Source organism: Roseobacter sp. HKCCA0434, from assembly GCF_032464675.1.
Taxonomy (GTDB): domain Bacteria; phylum Pseudomonadota; class Alphaproteobacteria; order Rhodobacterales; family Rhodobacteraceae; genus Pontivivens.
In genome coordinates, this window is the sequence record NZ_JAWDKL010000001.1 from 127,844 (window position 1) to 144,664 (window position 16,821).

Sequence of the window (16,821 nt, forward strand, 5' to 3'; positions counted from 1 at the left end):
CCGGGGGTCAGCCCGCGGCCTCGGCCCGGATCGCGAGTGCCTCGGCCTGCGTGAGGCGGCTGCGGGTGGCCTGTGCGGGATCGGTGTCGGGCAGGTCGTCGCGGTAGTGGCCGCCGCGGCTTTCGGTGCGGATCAGCGCGGCGGCGGCGATCAGGGTGGCGGCGGTGGTCATGTTGAGAAGCGCGCGCGAGCCGGGAGCGTTGTCCGCCTCGATCCGGGCGAGGGTGGCGAGCGCCTCGGTCAGGCCGGCGCGGTTGCGCACGACGCCGACATGGCGGTCCATCACGGCGCGCAACTCGGCGATGGCGGTTTCCGGCTCCTGCCGGGGGGCGGGGCCGTGGGCGGGTGGCGGCAGGGCGATGCGGCGCGCGGCCGGGCGCGGGTCCCGGCCGGCGATGTCCTCGGCGATGCGGGCGGCGAAGACCACGGCCTCCAGCAGCGAGTTGGAGGCGAGGCGGTTCGCGCCGTGCAGGCCCGTGGACGTGACCTCGCCGCAGGCCCAGAGGCCGGGAAGCGTGGCGCGGCCGACCGCGTCGGTGAGGATGCCGCCCATGTGGTAGTGCTGCGCGGGGCGCACGGGGATCGGCTGCGTCACCGGATCGATGCCCGCGGCGATGCAGTAGCCCGCGACGGTCGGGAATTCCTCGAGGATCGCGGGGCCGATCGCCTCGCGCGTGTCGAGGAAGACGGGCTGCCCCGCGGCCACGCGCGCGTGGATGGCGCGGGCGACGATGTCGCGGGGTGCGAGCTCGCCCGCCGGGTCGACGTCGAACATGAAGCGGTGGCCGTCCGCGTCGATCAGGGTCGCGCCGTGGCCGCGCAGCGCCTCGGTGGCGAGCGGGCAGGGGTCGCGGTCGACGGCGATGCCGGTGGGATGGAACTGCACGAATTCGCTGTCGGCGATCACGGCGCCTGCACGCGCGGCCATGCCGACGCCCTGTCCGCGCACGCGGGCGGGATTGGTGGAGACGGCGTAGAGCCCGCCGATGCCGCCGGTGGCGAGCACGACCTGATCGGCGCGGAAATGGATCGGGCTCGCCATCGGGTCGGCGACGAGCCGCCCGAAGGCGCCAACGCAGATGCCTTCGGCCACGGCGAGATCGTCGACGACCACGCCTTCGAGCAGGGTGATGGAGGGCGTGTCGCGCACGGTTCGGATCAGCGCGTCCATGATGGCGCGGCCCGCGCCGTCGCCCGAGACGCGGACCACGCGGTTGGTGGAGTGGGCGGCCTCCTTCGATTGCAGCAGACGGCCTTCCTCGTCGCGGTCGAAGGGCGCGCCGTAGTCCAGCAGGTCGAAGATGCGCGCGGCCCCTTCGGAGGTGACGCCGAGGGCGATGTCCGCGTCGACGAGGCCCGCCCCTGCGGCAACCGTGTCGGCGGCGTGCGCCTCCGCCGTATCGCCGAGGCCCACCGCCGCCGCGATGCCGCCCTGTGCCCATGCCGAGGACGCGCCGACGCCGATCGGTTCGGGCGAGAGCACGGTGCAGGGGCGCGGTGCGAGCTTGAGCGCGGTGAACAGGCCCGCGAGGCCCGCCCCGACGATCAGGGTGCCGCCGGTGTCGAACTGGTTGTCGGGCATCGAGCCGCTCCTACTGGATCAGGACCTGCGTGACGAAGAGCCGTCCGCAGAGTTGGCCGCGATCGCCGGTGGCGAAGCCCGCGCCGTGGCGGGTCAGGTCCGGTGCCATGATGTTGGCGCGATGGCCGGGGGAGGCGAGCCAGTTGCCGACGATGCGCGCGCCCGCGCTGTCGTAGCTGTGGCGCGGGATGGGCTCCGCCGCGCGGCCCACGACCGAGCCGAGCGCGTCGCCGACCGGGGTGCCGCCCTCGTAGGTGAACTGGCAGTTGGCCGCATCGAGCGCGCGGTAGCGGCGTCCCGGCTCGTAATCCACGCCGAAGATCTGGCCGATATTCTCCGCCACCCGCGCCAGCGACAGGCCGGTCGGACGGACGCGGTCGACCAGCGTCTCGCGCCCCGCGACGGGCGAGATGTGATCGAAGAAGTCGAGGCGCACCATGTCCTGCGAATGGGCGGTCGCCACCGCGCTGAGCACGGGGAGCGGGGCGAGGGCGGTCAGCCCCGCCTCGCAGCGTGCGCGGTTGACGTGGTGCAGCACCGCCTGCCCGAAGAGCTGCGTGTCATGCGTGCCGTCGACGGGCAATTCGGCCTGGGCCGATTGCGGCAGCGGCTGCGCGGGGCAGGCCAGCGCCGCGCCCGGCAGGGCGAGGGCGGCGAGCAGGGTCAGGGTCCGCAGCATCAGCTGTTCGTGACCTCGATCATGCGCTGGACCGCGCGGGCCGCGGGTTCGAGATATTCCTCGGGCACGGTCACTTCCTCGGTGCCCGAATGCAGCGACCAGAGGATGTTCTCCAGGCTGATGCGTTTCATGTGCGGGCAGATGTTGCAGGGGCGCACGAACTCCACGTCCGGCGTCTCGGCCGCGACGTTGTCGGACATGGAGCATTCGGTGACCATCACGACCTTGGCGGGGCGGTTGGTCTTGACCCACTGGATCATCCCGGCGGTGGAGCCGGTGAAATCGGCCTCCTCCACCACCTCGACCGGGCATTCGGGATGGGCGATGATCGCCACGCCCGGATGCGCCTCGCGATAGGCGCGCAGCTCCTCCGCCGTGAACTGCTCGTGCACGATGCAGGCGCCTTCCCAGTAGACGATGCGCTTCTTCGCCTGGTTGGCGACGTTCTGCGCGAGGTAGCCGTCGGGGGTCATGATGACGGTGTCGCCCGGCTGCGCCTCGACGATGGCGAGCGCGTTGGACGAGGTGCAGCAGATGTCGGAGGCTGCCTTCACCTCGGCAGTGGTGTTGACGTAGCTGACGACCTGCGCGCCAGGATAGTCGGCGCGCATCCGCTCGATATCGGCGGCGGTGATCGAGGAGGCGAGCGAACAGCCCGCGCGGCTGTCGGGGATCAGCACGGTCTTTTGCGGGTTCAGGATCTTAGACGTCTCGGCCATGAAGTGCACGCCGCACTGGATGATGGTCTGCTGACGGACCTTCGTCGCCTCGATGGCGAGCTGGAGGCTGTCGCCTGCCACGTCCGACACACCGTGGAAGATCTCGGGCGTCATGTAGTTGTGGGCGAGGACGACGGCGTCCTTCTCCCCCTTCAGCTTGTTGATGGCGCGCACGTATGGGGCGAAGCGCATCCAGTCGGGCTCGGGGATCACGTCCTTCACGCGGGCGTAGAGATCCGCGGTGTCGCGCATCGCCGCCTCGGACACTTCGAGGTCGTAATGCGCCTCCATCTCGGCGCGGGCGGTGTCGGCCTTGGTCTGGGCATTGAGAAACATGGGTTTCTCCTTCCGGGCGTTATACTCACAGTGAGTATATATGGGCTCTCAAAAAAGGCGCAAGGGATGCGCCGTCGGGCGCGAATCTGTGGCGGTGCCCCGGTTTTGTCAAGGTCGCGGGCGGAGGCCCGCCTGCCGCTTGCGGACTTGTCGTGCAGGGGCGGGCAGGGTAGCGAGGCGTCGAGCATCCGGGTGGAGGGACCCATGACCGACGAGACCGCCATCGCCTTCGAACTGCCGCATGTGCGCGCGGCGGCCACTGCGGGCGGCGTGCCGCATGACCGCATCTCGGTCCGCGACTACGTGCGCGAGGTCGAGATCGGCGCATTTCTCAGCGAGCGGGGCGTCAAGCAGCGCATCCGGTTCAACGTCGTGCTGGAGGTGACGCCGCATGTCGCCGCACAGGACGACGACGTGGACAAGGTCATCAGCTACGACACGATCATCCACGCGATCGAGGCGCAGCTGAGCGCCGGGCGGATCAACCTGCTGGAGACGCTGGCAGAGCGTGTCGCGGAGCGGTGCCTGTCGGATGCGCGCTCGATCCGGGTCTTCGTGCGGATCGAGAAGCTCGACCGGATTCCCGGCGCGCTGGGGGTGGAGATCGTGCGGATGCGCAAGGGCGCGGAGGCCGTGGCGCTGCGCCCCGCCGAGCCGCTGCCCGACGAGGCGGTGCGGCCCGAGGTGCGGGTGGCCGGGGATCGGGCGGTGCTGGACGCGGTTGCGGGTCCGACCGTGCTGGTGGTGCCGCCGCTGGGCGAGATCGCGGAGCCCTTCGCGGATGAGGCGGCGCGGCGCATCGCGCTGCTGTCGCTCGATCAGGGGGCATGGGCCTTCGCGGGCAGCTACCCGCGCTGTACCGTGGTCGCGACGCGGACCGAGATGGACTGGGCGCTGCGGCAAGGGCTGATCTGCATCTGGGCGCCCTCGAAGATCGTGCTCGATGCGGTCGAGGGGCCGGAGGCGCTGACGCAAGGCGCGCTGGCGGAGTGGTTCGCGCGACAGGTCGGCTGAGGCGCCCGGAGGCGGGCCTGCGCCTCCGGCGGGGATATTTCGCGGAAGTGAAATCCGGGGCCTAGCGCCCGACGGGGAAGACGTGGGCGTGGTCGCGGCGCAGGCTCATCACGAGCTTGGTGCCCTGCGGCGGCATGAAGATGCCTGGCACGATCGCCTTCAGCCGCGCGTCGCCATCGTCCATCGCCAGCTCCACAAGGCTTTGATTGCCCATGAAGCGGGCGCGGGTGACGGTGCCGCGCGCGGGGATGCCATGCTCGACCGTGGGGCGCACGGGCGCATTGGGGCGGTCGAAGTCGAGGCGGCAATGCTGCGGGCGGAAGACGATCTCGACCTGCGTGCCGTCTACCATGTTCGGCGCGAGGAACGGGCCGAAGGGCGTGTCGGTCTGCCCGTCCTCGACCCGACCGGCGAGCACGTTGACATCCGAGAAGAAGGCGGCGGCGGCGGTGTCCGCGGGCTTGGTGTAGAGTGTGTAGGGCGCGCCGATCTGGACGATCCGGCCCGCGCGCATCAGCGCGATCTTGTCGGCCATGCGCATGGCCTCGTCCGGCTCATGCGTGACGAGGAGAACGGCGGTGCCTTCCTCGCGCAGGATGTCGAGGGTGGCGTCGCGGATCTCGTCGCGGAGGCGGTTGTCGAGGCCGGAAAACGGCTCGTCCATCAGCATGATCGCGGGGCGCGGGGCGAGCGCGCGAGCCAGCGCCACGCGTTGCTGCTCTCCCCCTGACAGCTCGTGCGGATATTTCGCGTGATGCGCGCCGAGGCCGACCCGGTCGAGCAGCTCGCCCACGCGGGCCTCCTCGCGCCGCGACAGGCCGAAGCCGACATTGCGCGCGACGTCGAGATGTGGGAACAGCGCGAAATCCTGGAACATCAGCCCGACCGAGCGTTTCTCGGGCGGCAGGGCGAAGCCGGGATCGGCCACGGGTGCGCCATCGATGGCGATGGTGCCTTCGCTGGGACGCTCCACCCCCGCGGCCATGCGCAGGGTCGTGGACTTGCCGCAGCCGGAGGGGCCGAGCAGGCAGGTGACCTCGCCCGCCGTGAGGTCGAGCGAGACGTCGTCCACCACCCGTCGCCCGCCATAGTCGCGGGCGATTCCGGTCATCTGGAGGCGGGGGGGCGGCAGGCTCACGCGAAATCCTTAGCGAAACGGTCGGATGCGCAGATAACCGTTCCCGCCGCCGGTCACAAGCCTCGGGCCACGACCCGCTGCCGCGCGGTGCCCGCGAGCGTGGCGGCGAAGCCGACGACCAGCACCATGATGCAGATGTAGAGCAGGCGCTCGTATTTATGGCCGTCGCCCAGCAGCGCCACGACCGGCGCGCTAGATTGGAAGAAATAGGTGACGGCACCGAGGATCGCGGCGGCGAAGCTGGTGAGGTAGGACCAGAGCGGGATGGGATGCCCGCCGAACAGCCCCACGACCAGCACCGGCACGAGGAACATCGAGGCGGTGCCCGAGATCGCGACGGCGGCGTAGAGGTCGGTCGTGTCGCCCAGCAGGAACGCGACGCCGCCCAGCATGAAGAGCGCCATCGCCGTGCGGCCCGACGCGACGGTGCGCTGGCCGAAGCCCATCTCGACCACCGCGAGGCGCGCGGCGCTCGCCAGCGCGCTGTCGAGCGTGGAGACGGCGGAGACGATCAGCGACAGCGAGATGCAGAACAGGATCGCGGGGCCGAACATGCGCGACCAGACGGCCTCCATCGCCTCGCCCTCGGCCGCCATGATGCCCGCCTGGATGCCGAAGAGGCCGAAGCCGAGAATGCACAGCGCCGAGATCCAGAACGCGTGGACGAAGCTGAGCGCGGTGGTGCGCCGGTCGGCGAGGAAGCCGCGATCCATCATCACCGGGTCATGCGCGGGGTAGGAGATCACCTGCAGGAAGGCGACGGCGAGCAGCAGCCAGCCCGGCCCGGTGCCCGACACGCCCTCGGCGGTCAGCAGCGCCCCGACCTCCAGCCCCGGCAGGGTGAAGAGCGCGATCAGCGCGACGGCGAAGACCAGGAGGAACAGCGCCATCTGCGCCACATCCGTGCGCAGGCTGGCGCGCAGGCCGCCCATCATGGAATAGCCCAGGCCTCCGAGGGCGAGCAGGACCATCGCCACGTCACCCGCGAATTCCGATCCGCCATAGGCGGCGGCGAAGACGATGCCGACCACCAGCAGGTTGGCGAAGACCTCGGACATCAGGCGCAGCGCGATCACCGCGTTGTAGGTCGTGGTGCCTGCCCGGCCGAAGCGGTCGCGCAGCCAGTCCTGCACCGAGCCCGCGCCGCCCGCGCGCAGCCGGGCGATGATGGCGCCGCCGGTCAGGAAGCTGAGGTAGTAGGCGGCATAGGCGAGCGTGCCGGGAAAGCCGTAATAGAAGCCCAGCACCGCCGCGTTCATCAGCGAGCGGGCGAAGATCCAGGTCGTCACCTGGCTGAAGACCAGCGTCCACAGTCCCGGCGCGCCGCCCGTGCGGTCCGCCCCGGCGAAGAACCCGTCCGCATCGGTCCCGCGCGGCGACAGGGCGAAGGCGAGGAAGGTCACGAGCAGCGTCGCCGCGACGAGGGCGAGCGGATCGGCGAGGAAGGACATGGGGCAGGCTCCGGGCAAGGGTGTCGCCCGATGGCTACATCATCGCCGCCCGCGCGCAAGTGTCGCGGCAGGTGACCTGACGCAAGCGTGATGCGGGTTGACAGCGACGCCCGATGTCGCCTCGGGGACAGAACGGGTCGCAAGCCGTTGACAGGCTTGGCGAAAGATCGGGAGGACCGCGATGTACGGCATGTCGATGGGAACGCGCATTCGCCGCAGCCCCTATTTCGAGGCGACCAAGGCGGCGGGCGTCACCAGCTTCACCACCTACAACCAGATGCTGATGCCCACGAGCTATGGCGACCCGCAAGCCGAATACCGGCGGCTGACGCAAGGGGTGGCGATGTGGGATGTGGCGGTCGAGCGGCAGATCGCGCTGACGGGACCGGACGCGCTGCGGCTGGCGCAGGCGATCTGCGTGCGCGACATGGGCAAGGTCGTGCCGGGGCAGGGCAAATACGTCGCGATGTGCGACCATCGCGGCGTGCTGATCAACGATCCGGTGCTGCTGTTGCACGAGGACGGGGAGGTCTGGCTGTCGATCGCCGACAGCGACGTGGTGCTGTGGGCGCGGGCGGTGGCGGCGGAGCGGTATTTCGACGTCGAGGTCCGCGAGGCCCGGATCGCGCCGCTCGCCATCCAGGGGCCGAAGGCGATGGAGGTGGCGGAGGCACTGCTGGGTGCTTGGGTGCGCGAGCTCAAGCATTTCGCCTTCCGGCCCGCGCGCGTGGACGGGATCGAGGTGATCGTCGCCCGTTCGGGCTGGTCGAAGCAGGGCGGGGTGGAGCTGTACCTCGCCGATCCTGACCGGGGCACGGACCTGTGGAACCGGGTGGCGGAGGCGGGCGCGCCCTTCGAGATCGGGCCGGGGGCGCCGAACCCGTCGGAGCGGATCGAGAGCGGCCTGCTGTCCTATGGGGCGGACACGGACGATGCGACCACGCCGCACGAGGTGCGCATGGGGAAGTTCCTCGATCTGGAGGTCGAGGCGGACGTGATCGGGCTCGCCGCGTTGCAGCGCGAGGCGCGGGAGGGCGCCCGGCGTCACCAGATCGGGGTGGTCTTCGCCTCGGGCGGGCCGGAGCATCACGACCGCTGGCTGCGGCTGTTCAATGATGCGGGCAAGGTCGGGCACGTGACGTCGAGCGCGCCGTCGCCGAAGATGGGCTGCGCCATCGGGCTCGCGCTGGTGCGGCGGGACGTCGAGCCGGGGACGGAGCTGCACGTGGAGCTGGAAGATGGCCGCCGCGTCCCGGTGGCGACGCGGGAGCTGCCTTTCTTCTGAGCCGCCCCGCTTCACTTCCTGCAAATATCCCCGCCGGAGGCTCCGACGGGGATGCCGCGCTCAGATGGTCGCGTTGGTGCCGCCACCGTCGTGCAGAATGTTCTGCCCGACGATGAAGCCCGCGTGGACCGAGCAGAGGAAGGCGCAGGTCGCGCCGAACTCGTCGGGCGTGCCGTAGCGGCGGGCGGGGATGGTGGCCTCGCGCCGCTTCTTCGCCTCCTCCATCGTGATGCCCTCGGCCTTCACCACGCCGCCGTCGAGCGATTTGGCCCGGTCCGTCGCGTGGATGCCGGGCAGCAGGTTGTTGATGGTCACGCCATACTCGGCCACCTGGCGCGAGGTGCCGGCGACATAGCCGGTCAGGCCCGCGCGGGCGGAGTTGGACAGGCCCAGCACCGGGATCGGGGCCTTCACGCTTTGCGAGGTGATGTTCACCACGCGGCCCCAGCCGCGATCGATCATCCTGGGCAGCGTGTGCTTCATCAGCATGATCGGGGTCAGCATGTTGGCGTGCAGCGCCGCCTCGAAATCGGCGATCTCCCAGTCCGACCATTTGCCCGGCGGCGGACCGCCCGCATTGGTGACGAGGATGTCGGGATCGGGCAGCTTGGCCAGCACCTCGGCGCGGCCCTCCTCGGTGGTGATGTCGCAGGCCACGGCCTCGACCTTCACGCCGTAGGCATCGCGGATTTCCTGCGCCGTCTGTTCCAGCGTCTCGGCCGTGCGGGCATTGAGGACGAGGTCCACGCCCGCCGCCGCCAGCGCCTCGGCGCAGCCGCGGCCGAGGCCCTTGGAGCTGGCGCAGACGATGGCGCGTTTTCCCTTGATTCCCAGATCCATGACGATCTCCTTTCAGGTGAATGTTCAGCCCGCGACGGCGCGGGCGATGCCGTCCACGACCTCGTCGAGAAGGCCGGGGTCCTCATGCTCGCCCATCACGCGGATGACGGGTTCGGTGCCGCTGGCGCGGATGACGAGGCGACCGTCCTTGCCGAACCGCTCCTCGCCCTCGGCGATGGCCTCCTTGACCGGGTCGGTCTTCAGTGGCTCGGTCCCGGCGGTGAAACGGACATTGGTCAGCTTCTGCGGCACCGGCTCGAAGACGCGGAGCATCTCGCTCGCCTTCCCGCCGGTCTCCTTGAGTGCCGCGAGCACCTGGAGGCCCGCCAGCAGGCCGTCGCCGGTCGTGACGTGGTCGAGCAGGACGATATGGCCCGACTGCTCCCCGCCCACAGTGGCACCCGAGCGGCGCATCTCCTCGACCACGTAGCGGTCGCCGACCTTGGTGCGGGTGGTGCCGATGCCGAGTTTGCCCAGATGCCGTTCCAGCCCGAGATTGGACATCACGGTGGTGACGAGGTTCTGGCCCTTCGACAGCCGCCGCGCGGCGATCAGCGCCATCAGCTGATCGCCATCGGCGACCTCGCCATTCTCGTCGAGCACGATGATCCGGTCCGCGTCGCCGTCGAGGCACAGGCCGATATCGGCGCGGGTGTCGCGCACTGCCTTGGCCGCCGCGCGGGTGTCGGTCGAGCCGCATTCGAGGTTGATGTTGAAGCCGTTGGGCGAGACGCCGAGCGGGATGACCTCCGCCCCCAGCTCCCACAGCACCTGCGGGGCGACCTTGTAGGCGGCGCCGTTCGCGCAGTCGAGCACGATGCGCAGGCCCGACAGGCGCAGGTCGCGCGGCAGCGAGGTCTTCACGAATTCGGCATAGCGCCCGATGCCGTCATCGACGCGGCGGGAGCGGCCGATTCCTTTGGGCTCTGCCAGCGGCGGAAGGTCGGCGACCAGGCGCTCGATCGCCATTTCGTCCTCGTCCGACAGCTTGAAGCCGTCGGGGCCGAAGAACTTGATGCCATTGTCCTCGAACGGGTTGTGGCTGGCGGAGATCATCACGCCGAGATCGGCGCGCATGGATCGGGTCAGCATCCCCACGGCGGGCGTCGGCAGCGGGCCCAGCATCAGCGTGGACATGCCCACGGCCGCGAAACCGGCGGTCATCGCGGTTTCCAGCATGTAGCCCGAGCGTCGGGTGTCCTTGCCGATGACGATCTGGTGCTGGTGATCGCCATTGCGGAAATAGGCGCCGGCGGCCATGCCGAGCTTCATCGCCATCTCGGCCGTCATCTTGCCTTCGTTGGCGCGGCCGCGCACGCCGTCGGTGCCGAAGAGGGTACGGGTCATGGGGACTCCTGTTCGAGGGTGAGGGCGCGCCACAGCGCGAGCGATTGCGCCGCCCCGGCGGTGTCGTGGACGCGCAGGATCTGGGCGCCCTGCCGTGCGGCGTCGAGCATGACGGCGTGGGAGCCGGGATCGCGGGCATCCGCCGCGTCGGCCCCGCCGATCGTGCCGATGAACCGTTTGCGCGAGGCACCGAGCAGGATCGGACAGCCGAGCCCGTGGAACAGCGACAGCCCGCGCAGGAGCGCGAGGTTGTGGGCCAGCGTCTTGCCGAAGCCGATGCCGGGATCGACCACGATGCGCGACCGGGGCAGGCCCGCGGCCTCGCAATTCGCGATCCGGTCGGCGAGCCAGTCATAGACGTCGAGCAGGACGTCGTCGTAGCGCGGCGCGTCCTGCATGGTGCGGGGGTCGCCCTGCGCATGCATCAGGCAGACCGGTGCGCCGGAGGCGACGGCGACATCGAGGCTGGCAACATCGTAGGACAGGGCGCTGACATCGTTGAACAAGTCCGCGCCTGCGTCGAGGGCGCGGCGGGCGATCTCGGCCTTGCGGGTGTCGATGCTGATCGGCGTTTTCAGGCCCGCGCCGCGCACGGCCTCGATCACCGGCAGGACGCGGGCGATCTCGGCCTTTTCGGGGACGGTGGCGGCGCCGGGGCGCGTGCTCTCGCCGCCGATATCGAGGATGGCGGCGCCGTCGGCGACCATCTGCCGGGCACGGGCCAGCGCGGCCTCGCCCTCGTGACGGCCGCCATCGGAGAAGCTGTCGGGCGTGACGTTGAGGATGCCCATGATCTGCGGACGGTCCATCGGCAGGCCCGCGATATCGGTGCGCGGGGACGTCAGCCGGTCGAGGAGGTCGTCAGGCAGATCGCGGGCGGGCACGATCCGGGAGGGGGCGTCGCGGTGCAGCAGTTCCGCCTGCGCGAACCACAGCGCGCCACCAGCTAGGGGCAGCGCCTCGGGCGGGCGGGGGCCGGACTGGACGAGGGGGCGGGCGCGGGTCATGCGGCGAGGCTCAGGGAGGCGAGGGCAGCGGGGAAGTCGCGCCAGTGGGCGAAGCGAGCGGCGACGGGCTCGGTCAGGGTCTCGCCGGTCGGGGCGAAGTGGAGGAAGGGCACGTCCGCGGCCGCCGCCGTCTGCGCATCGACGTCGCGGTCGCCGACCATGACGATGGGTGCATCGCCGGGCAACTGGCTTGCCGCGTGGCGCAGCATGGCGGGATCGGGCTTGAGCACGTCGAGCGTGTCGCCGCCGGTCAGGCCGGTGACGGGCGGCATCAGCGCAAGCCCTGCGAGCAGGGTGCGGGCCTGCGCTTCGGGCTTTTGCGTGCAGACGGCGAGGCCGTGACCCTCGGCGGCGAGCATGTCGAGCGTCTCGCGCACGCAGTCGAACGGTTCGGTGCCGGTGACGGGATCGGCACCGTAGATCTCGATCATGCGCGCCAAGTGCGGGCGCAGGTCGCCACCGGGGATGCCGCCGGTCGCCTCCAGCACGCGCTTGACCTGCTGACGCATGCCGTGGCCGACGAAATGCTTGTAGGTCTCGGGTGTTACGGGACCGCGTTCAAGCTCCGCCAGCATCCGGTTCGCCGCCGCCGCGAGGCTCGGTACGCTGTCGACCAGCGTCTCGTCGAGGTCGAAGACCAGGCGCATCAGCGCCACTTGATCGAGCAGCCGATGGAGGGGTGCTGCACCTCGGGCCCGCGTCCCGTCAGCGCCACCTGCTGCATGGCGAGCAGCAGCTCGGGCACGGTGTCGGCATCCGCCGCGCCTCGCCCCGCGCTGTCGAGCCGCCCGCGATAGCGCAGGTCGAGCATGGCGTCGAAGCCGAAGATGTCGGGGGTGCAGACGGCGCCGTAAGCCTTCGCGACCTCCTGCGTCTCGTCGTGCAGATAGGGGAAGGGGAAGGCGTGTTCGCGGGCGAAGGAGGCCATGTTCTCGAAGTTGTCGGCAGGATAGGCCTCGGCATCGTTGGAGCAGATCGCGGCGACGCCGTAGCCCCGCTCGGCCAACTCCGCCCCGGTGGCGGCGAGCCGGTCCGCGACGGCGATCACGTAGGGGCAGTGGTTGCAGATGAACATGAGCACCAGCCCGCGCACCCCGCGGAGGTCGCCCAGCGACCAGAGCCGCCCGTCCACGCCCTTCAGGCCGAATTCGGCGGCGGGCCAGCCCAGTTCGCCCTGCGGTGTTTCGAGTGCCGGCATGTCGCGGTCCCTTGTTCACGTCACAAGGGCGATATAGAAGCACCGGGCGGGGAGGGCAACGTGGGCGGATGTGCTTCGCGCCGCCGCATACCCAATCGCCGCAGCCGCGATTAAGGGGTTTGAACGGGTCCGCGAAACCTCATACATAAGGGTCAACGCACCGACCGGGGGCAAACCCGGCGCCGAGAACCAACGCTATGGAGGGGTCAACCCATGCTCAACAATATCGGTATTCCGGGCCTTTTGCTCATCGCCGTCGTCGTGCTCGTCCTGTTCGGGCGCGGCAAGATCAGCCAGCTGATGGGCGATGTCGGCAAGGGCATCACCTCGTTCAAGCGCGGCATGGCCGAGGGGCAGGAAGAGGACAAGCAGCTCGAGGAGCCGCGCGACGTGACCCCGGCGGAGGCCGCGACCACCCGCACGGCGGAGACCGCGCCCGCGGATGCGCGCGACCGGACCTGATCGCCTCTCCCTGACGACGTGACGGGGCGCAGCACGCGTCCCGACTGCCCCGGAAAGGCCGCGCATGTTCGATATCGGTTTCGCGGAAATGATGGTGATCGGCGTCGTCGCCCTCATCGTCGTCGGCCCCAAGGATCTGCCCAGGATGTTCCGCACCGTGGGCAAGTTCGTCGGGCAGGCGCGCGGCATGGCGCGGCAGTTCCAGTCCGCGATGAATGACGCGGCGCGCCAGTCCGAGCTGCAGGACGTGAAGAAGGCGATGGACGGCGTCGGCCAGACCATGCGCTCGGCCACGAACCCGATCGGCGAGGCGGCGAAATCGGCGCGGAAATACTCGCAGGACTGGATGAAGGATTTCGAGGAGAAGCCGGAGGGCGAGCGCCCGGCGCGCGACCCTGCCGAGGCGGCGCGCGAGGCCGCGGCCCAGGCGGAGGAGCCGCATTTCGACGAGATGCCCGATCCCGAGCCGGTGGATGCCCCGCGCGAGATGGACAATTCCATGATGCCGCCTGGCGCGGACGATCGCCGCCGGGACGAGGACTGACGCGATGGCCGAGCCGGAGAGCAACGACGTCGCCATGCCGCTGATCGAGCATCTCGCCGAGCTGCGGACCCGGCTGATCCGGGCCGTGGTGGCGCTGGTGATCGGGATCATCGTCACCTTCTATTTCGCGCCCGCCGTGATGCAGTTCATCTTCCACCCGGTGTCCGAGGTTTTGGCCGCGCGCGGTCTGCCGAACCAGTTGATCACTCTGTCGCCGCAGGAACAGTTCTTCGCCATGTTCCGGGTCTCGCTGCTGACGGGCCTCGCCGTGGCGTTTCCGGTGATCGCCTATCAGGTCTGGGCCTTCATCGGGCCGGGGCTCTATTCCAACGAGAAGGGGGCGTTCCTGCCCTTTATGATCGCCTCGCCCGCGCTGTTCGTGGCCGGGGCGGCCTTCGCACATTACGTCGTGACGCCGCTGGCGCTCGATTTCTTCATCAGCTTCTCGGACCTGCCGCGCCTGCTGGGTGCGCTGTTCGGAGAGGTGGAGACGGTCACCGAGGCGGCGGAGGAGGAGGGGATCAGCCTCGTATTCTCCGGTTCGGTGAAGGAGACGCTGGACCTCAGCCTCAAATTCATCTTCGCCTTCGGCATCTGCTTCCAGTTACCGGTGCTGCTGACGCTGATGGGCCTCGCCGGGCTGGTGTCCGCCGAGGGGCTTAAGGCCGTGCGGAAATATGCCGTGGTGGGCATTCTGGTGGTAGCGGCCCTCGTCACGCCGCCAGATGTCATCACGCAGGTGATCCTGTTCACCGTGGTCTACGCGCTCTACGAAGTGTCGATCTGGCTGGTCTGGATGGTGGAGCGCCGCCGCGCGCGCGAAGAGGCCGAGGAGGCGTGAGCGACCCGCTCGCCCGGATCGCGGCGGCGCTGGAGCGGATCAGCCCGCCGCCCGCCGATGCCCCGGACTGGCAGGCCGACGCCTATCTCTGGCAGGTCGAGCCGGACCGGCTGGTCGCGGTCGAGGAGGTCTCGCGCGTGCCGCTCGACCTGCTGGTCGGGGTGGGGCGTTCGCGCGATACGCTGGTCGCCAACACGCGGCAATTCGCGAGCGGTCTGCCCGCGAACAACGTCTTGCTGTGGGGCGCACGCGGGATGGGGAAATCGAGCCTCGTCAAGGCCGCCCATGCCGAGGCGGGGCAGGGCACCGTCCTCATCGAGATCCTGCGCGAGGACCTGCCGTCGATCGGGCGGCTGTTGCGGTTGCTGCGGGGGTCGGAGCGACGCTTCATCCTGTTTTGCGACGACCTGTCGTTCAGCCATGACGACGCGCATTACAAGTCGTTGAAGGCGGTGCTGGACGGCGGGATCGAGGGGCGGCCCGAGAACGTGATCTTCTATGCCACGTCCAACCGGCGGCACCTGATGCCGCGCGACATGATCGAGAACGAGCGCGGCTCGGCCATCAATCCGGCGGAGGCGGTGGAGGAGAAGGTGAGCCTGAGCGACCGGTTCGGGCTGTGGCTGGGCTTCCACCCATGCTCGCAGGACGAGTATCTGGAGATGATCCGTGGTTATTGCGATCGCTACGGGCTGGAGATCGACGACGAGACCCTGCGGGCCGAGGCGATCGAATGGCAGCAGACGCGCGGGGCGCGCTCTGGCCGGGTGGCGTGGCAATATGTGACCGATCTGGCGGGGCGGTTGGGGACGCGGCTCAAGTAGGCCCTGTTGGGCAAGCGCGGGATCAAGGGCGAAGCCCGCCGCGCATCGGTCGTGCCGCAGGCACGCTTCCAGCGTGACCCGCCCCCCGGCACGGCGATTTGGTTGATCTAGCGCGCCGCGGTTAGTTCACACGGATTTGGCTGGCATAAAGCGCCATGCTCGACCCGTGGATCGCCGCACCGCGGCCCGACGCTGCGCGGCTCCTGAAACAAAGAAGTTCCGACTAGAAGAAATCCGCGGGATCGGTCGGGTTCATGCCGCGGCGGACCTGGAACTGCACCGACGGCTCGTCGCGGCTGGCCACGACACCGATCTGCTGGCCCTGGCGCACACGGTCGTTCGCGCTGACCGTGACGCCGGTCAGGCGACCGTAGACCGTGGTGATCCCGTCCGGGTGGCCGATCATCACGATGGTGTCGAGATCGCCGATGGAGCGGGAGACGAGCCGCACCTCGCCATCCGCCGAGGCGACGACGGGGGTGCCCGCGGGTGCACCGAATTCCATGCCCTTGTCCACGGCCGAGCCGCTGGCGGAGAAGGGGCGCAGGACGGGGCCGCTGACCGGCGGGATGAAGGCCGCGCTGCTGGCCGGGGCAGGCGTCTGGAACTGGCCGAGATCCGGTCCCTCGGGCGTCGCAACGTCGAGCGTCGTGTCCTCGGGCAGCGGCTCGGCGGAGGAGGGCGGCGGGGTCAGGGTCGCACCGACGCCCGGCACGACATCGGCGAGGCCGGGGATCGGATCGCTCGTCGCCGTGGTCGTGGTGCCGGGCAGCGGGTCGGCCGCGATGGTGGCCGTAGGCGGCGTAGTGGGGGCCGCGGCGGGCGTCACCATACCGAAGGGGATCTCGATGCGCTGACCTGCCGAAAGGGCGAAATCGGCGCCGAGCCCGTTCCAGTCGGCGATGGAGGTGACGGGAATGTCATATTGCCGCGCAATGGAGAACAGCGTCTCCCCCGGCTCGACCACATGGACGAGCGGCTGCGCCTGACCGGCGGGTTGCACGGCGGGCGCAGGCTCGGCACCGAGACCCGGAAGGTTCGACCGTTCGATGGCGGCGGCGGCGATGTCGGGCGTCCAGCCGCCCGGCCGGGTGCCGGCATAGCGGTCGGGACGGGGCGGCAGGACCAGCTCCTCGTTCTGGTCGGGCTCGTAGGTCACGGGCACGCCGTTGTAGTTGGCGAGCTCCGCCGGGGAGAGGCCGACGCGCGTCGCCATGTCGATCAGGTTGTCGTCGGGCGAGGTCGGCGCGATGGCCTGGTAGCTGCCCCGATCGATGATGCCGCGCGCGTCGGCTTGCGGTGCGACGGGCGTGACGGGCGCAGGCGCCGGTGCGGCCGCCACGACCGCAGGGCGTTCGGCCGTCGGCTCACGAAAGATGACGGGGGCTGCGGTGTCCTGCAACGGCGTGCAGGCGGATACGAGAAGCGCGCCCCCCAGCGTCAGCCGGAAAAGGGGGGACCACGGGATAAGCGACGCGGACATGGGCTGGTCTCTCTACTTGGTGCTCGATCTTTCACGCGGTCTCGTGGCGGACCACTGTTTCTCTGCCTTGG

The 16,821-nt window shown here is 69.9% G+C and carries 17 protein-coding genes; 6 read left to right on the top strand and 11 right to left on the bottom strand.

Translation table 11 applies throughout. From position 1 onward, the window contains the following. Nucleotides 1-7: 7 nt before the first annotated feature. From RX333_RS00645 to nadA, 3 genes are read right to left on the bottom strand one after another with little or no spacing between them, the layout of a single operon-like run. Complete coding sequence (locus RX333_RS00645; protein ID WP_316012969.1) at nt 8-1,582, bottom strand: L-aspartate oxidase; 1,575 nt, start codon at nt 1,580-1,582, stop codon at nt 8-10. A gap of 10 nt (nt 1,583-1,592) precedes the next feature. Continuing rightward, nucleotides 1,593-2,261, bottom strand: a complete 669-nt coding sequence (locus RX333_RS00650) for a CAP domain-containing protein (RefSeq protein WP_316012970.1) — start codon at nt 2,259-2,261, stop codon at nt 1,593-1,595. Then, on the bottom strand, nt 2,261-3,316 hold the full coding sequence (nadA, locus tag RX333_RS00655; RefSeq protein ID WP_316012971.1) for a quinolinate synthase NadA: 1,056 nt from the start codon (nt 3,314-3,316) through the stop codon (nt 2,261-2,263). Before nadA ends, RX333_RS00650 begins: the two co-directional genes overlap by 1 nt. A 204-nt stretch (nt 3,317-3,520) precedes the next feature. Here nadA and RX333_RS00660 point away from each other — a divergent pair, with 204 nt between their 5' ends. After that, the gene (locus tag RX333_RS00660; protein ID WP_316012972.1) at nt 3,521-4,330 is read left to right on the top strand and encodes a dihydroneopterin aldolase; all 810 of its coding nucleotides are present in this window, start codon (nt 3,521-3,523) and stop codon (nt 4,328-4,330) included. Between the two features lie 61 nt (nt 4,331-4,391). Here RX333_RS00660 and RX333_RS00665 read toward each other — a convergent pair whose 3' ends face one another. Together RX333_RS00665 and RX333_RS00670 are read right to left on the bottom strand one after the other, a co-directional pair. After that, nucleotides 4,392-5,441 carry an ABC transporter ATP-binding protein gene (locus RX333_RS00665; protein ID WP_316013233.1) on the bottom strand — a complete coding sequence of 350 codons (1,050 nt, stop codon included), beginning with the start codon at nt 5,439-5,441 and terminating at the stop codon, nt 4,392-4,394. An 80-nt stretch (nt 5,442-5,521) separates the two neighbouring features. Continuing rightward, on the bottom strand, nt 5,522-6,919 hold the full coding sequence (locus tag RX333_RS00670) for a sodium:proline symporter (protein ID WP_316012973.1): 1,398 nt from the start codon (nt 6,917-6,919) through the stop codon (nt 5,522-5,524). Nucleotides 6,920-7,100: 181 nt separating this feature from the next. Between RX333_RS00670 and RX333_RS00675 the strand changes: the two genes are divergently transcribed. Further along, nucleotides 7,101-8,204, top strand: coding sequence for a glycine cleavage T C-terminal barrel domain-containing protein (locus tag RX333_RS00675; protein ID WP_316012974.1), 1,104 nt, complete (start codon nt 7,101-7,103; stop codon nt 8,202-8,204). A gap of 60 nt (nt 8,205-8,264) precedes the next feature. Here RX333_RS00675 and RX333_RS00680 read toward each other — a convergent pair whose 3' ends face one another. From RX333_RS00680 to RX333_RS00700, 5 genes are read right to left on the bottom strand one after another with little or no spacing between them, the layout of a single operon-like run. Continuing rightward, nucleotides 8,265-9,044, bottom strand: coding sequence for an SDR family oxidoreductase (locus RX333_RS00680; protein ID WP_316012975.1), 780 nt, complete (start codon nt 9,042-9,044; stop codon nt 8,265-8,267). Nucleotides 9,045-9,068: 24 nt separating this feature from the next. Next, nucleotides 9,069-10,391: a phosphoglucosamine mutase gene (gene glmM, locus RX333_RS00685; RefSeq protein ID WP_316012976.1), complete on the bottom strand. Its 1,323-nt coding sequence runs from the start codon at nt 10,389-10,391 to the stop codon at nt 9,069-9,071. Further along, nucleotides 10,388-11,398 (bottom strand): dihydropteroate synthase, encoded by a 1,011-nt coding sequence (gene folP / locus RX333_RS00690; protein WP_316012977.1) that lies wholly within the window; start codon nt 11,396-11,398, stop codon nt 10,388-10,390. Before folP ends, glmM begins: the two co-directional genes overlap by 4 nt. Continuing rightward, nucleotides 11,395-12,045: an HAD-IA family hydrolase gene (locus tag RX333_RS00695; protein WP_316012978.1), complete on the bottom strand. Its 651-nt coding sequence runs from the start codon at nt 12,043-12,045 to the stop codon at nt 11,395-11,397. The genes folP and RX333_RS00695 overlap by 4 nt, the downstream gene beginning before the upstream one ends. Next, nucleotides 12,045-12,596, bottom strand: a complete 552-nt coding sequence (locus RX333_RS00700; RefSeq protein WP_316012979.1) for a thioredoxin family protein — start codon at nt 12,594-12,596, stop codon at nt 12,045-12,047. Before RX333_RS00700 ends, RX333_RS00695 begins: the two co-directional genes overlap by 1 nt. Before the next feature lie 213 nt (nt 12,597-12,809). Between RX333_RS00700 and tatA the strand changes: the two genes are divergently transcribed. The 4 genes from tatA to RX333_RS00720 all read left to right on the top strand — a co-directional run bounded on the left by tatA (nt 12,810) and on the right by RX333_RS00720 (nt 15,267). Further along, nucleotides 12,810-13,058: a twin-arginine translocase TatA/TatE family subunit gene (gene tatA, locus RX333_RS00705; protein WP_316012980.1), complete on the top strand. Its 249-nt coding sequence runs from the start codon at nt 12,810-12,812 to the stop codon at nt 13,056-13,058. 64 nt (nt 13,059-13,122) lie between these two features. Next, on the top strand, nt 13,123-13,602 hold the full coding sequence (gene tatB / locus RX333_RS00710) for a Sec-independent protein translocase protein TatB (RefSeq protein WP_316012981.1): 480 nt from the start codon (nt 13,123-13,125) through the stop codon (nt 13,600-13,602). Nucleotides 13,603-13,606: 4 nt separating this feature from the next. Continuing rightward, nucleotides 13,607-14,443, top strand: coding sequence for a twin-arginine translocase subunit TatC (gene tatC / locus RX333_RS00715; protein ID WP_316012982.1), 837 nt, complete (start codon nt 13,607-13,609; stop codon nt 14,441-14,443). After that, nucleotides 14,440-15,267: an ATP-binding protein gene (locus RX333_RS00720; protein WP_316012983.1), complete on the top strand. Its 828-nt coding sequence runs from the start codon at nt 14,440-14,442 to the stop codon at nt 15,265-15,267. The genes tatC and RX333_RS00720 overlap by 4 nt, the downstream gene beginning before the upstream one ends. 223 nt (nt 15,268-15,490) lie before the next feature. Here the strand turns inward: RX333_RS00720 and RX333_RS00725 are convergent, their stop codons facing one another. Next, a complete protein-coding gene (locus tag RX333_RS00725) occupies nt 15,491-16,750 on the bottom strand; it encodes a M23 family metallopeptidase (protein WP_316012984.1) in 1,260 nt (419 codons plus the stop codon). Between the last annotated feature and the right edge of the window lie 71 nt (nt 16,751-16,821).

Excerpts from the sequence above, each read along its gene's own strand:
- RX333_RS00645 (WP_316012969.1), bottom strand. The coding sequence starts at position 1,582 with ATGCCCGACAACCAGTTCGACACCGGCGGCACCCTGATCGTCGGGGCG.
- RX333_RS00650 (WP_316012970.1), bottom strand. The coding sequence starts at position 2,261 with ATGCTGCGGACCCTGACCCTGCTCGCCGCCCTCGCCCTGCCGGGCGCG.
- RX333_RS00700 (WP_316012979.1), bottom strand. The coding sequence starts at position 12,596 with ATGCCGGCACTCGAAACACCGCAGGGCGAACTGGGCTGGCCCGCCGCC.
- RX333_RS00695 (WP_316012978.1), bottom strand. The coding sequence starts at position 12,045 with ATGCGCCTGGTCTTCGACCTCGACGAGACGCTGGTCGACAGCGTACCG.
- nadA (WP_316012971.1), bottom strand. The coding sequence starts at position 3,316 with ATGTTTCTCAATGCCCAGACCAAGGCCGACACCGCCCGCGCCGAGATG.
- glmM (WP_316012976.1), bottom strand. The coding sequence starts at position 10,391 with ATGACCCGTACCCTCTTCGGCACCGACGGCGTGCGCGGCCGCGCCAAC.
- RX333_RS00680 (WP_316012975.1), bottom strand. The coding sequence starts at position 9,044 with ATGGATCTGGGAATCAAGGGAAAACGCGCCATCGTCTGCGCCAGCTCC.
- RX333_RS00665 (WP_316013233.1), bottom strand. The coding sequence starts at position 5,441 with ATGACCGGAATCGCCCGCGACTATGGCGGGCGACGGGTGGTGGACGAC.
- RX333_RS00675 (WP_316012974.1), top strand. The coding sequence starts at position 7,101 with ATGTACGGCATGTCGATGGGAACGCGCATTCGCCGCAGCCCCTATTTC.
- tatA (WP_316012980.1), top strand. The coding sequence starts at position 12,810 with ATGCTCAACAATATCGGTATTCCGGGCCTTTTGCTCATCGCCGTCGTC.
- tatB (WP_316012981.1), top strand. The coding sequence starts at position 13,123 with ATGTTCGATATCGGTTTCGCGGAAATGATGGTGATCGGCGTCGTCGCC.
- tatC (WP_316012982.1), top strand. The coding sequence starts at position 13,607 with ATGGCCGAGCCGGAGAGCAACGACGTCGCCATGCCGCTGATCGAGCAT.
- RX333_RS00725 (WP_316012984.1), bottom strand. The coding sequence starts at position 16,750 with ATGTCCGCGTCGCTTATCCCGTGGTCCCCCCTTTTCCGGCTGACGCTG.
- folP (WP_316012977.1), bottom strand. The coding sequence starts at position 11,398 with ATGACCCGCGCCCGCCCCCTCGTCCAGTCCGGCCCCCGCCCGCCCGAG.
- RX333_RS00670 (WP_316012973.1), bottom strand. The coding sequence starts at position 6,919 with ATGTCCTTCCTCGCCGATCCGCTCGCCCTCGTCGCGGCGACGCTGCTC.
- RX333_RS00660 (WP_316012972.1), top strand. The coding sequence starts at position 3,521 with ATGACCGACGAGACCGCCATCGCCTTCGAACTGCCGCATGTGCGCGCG.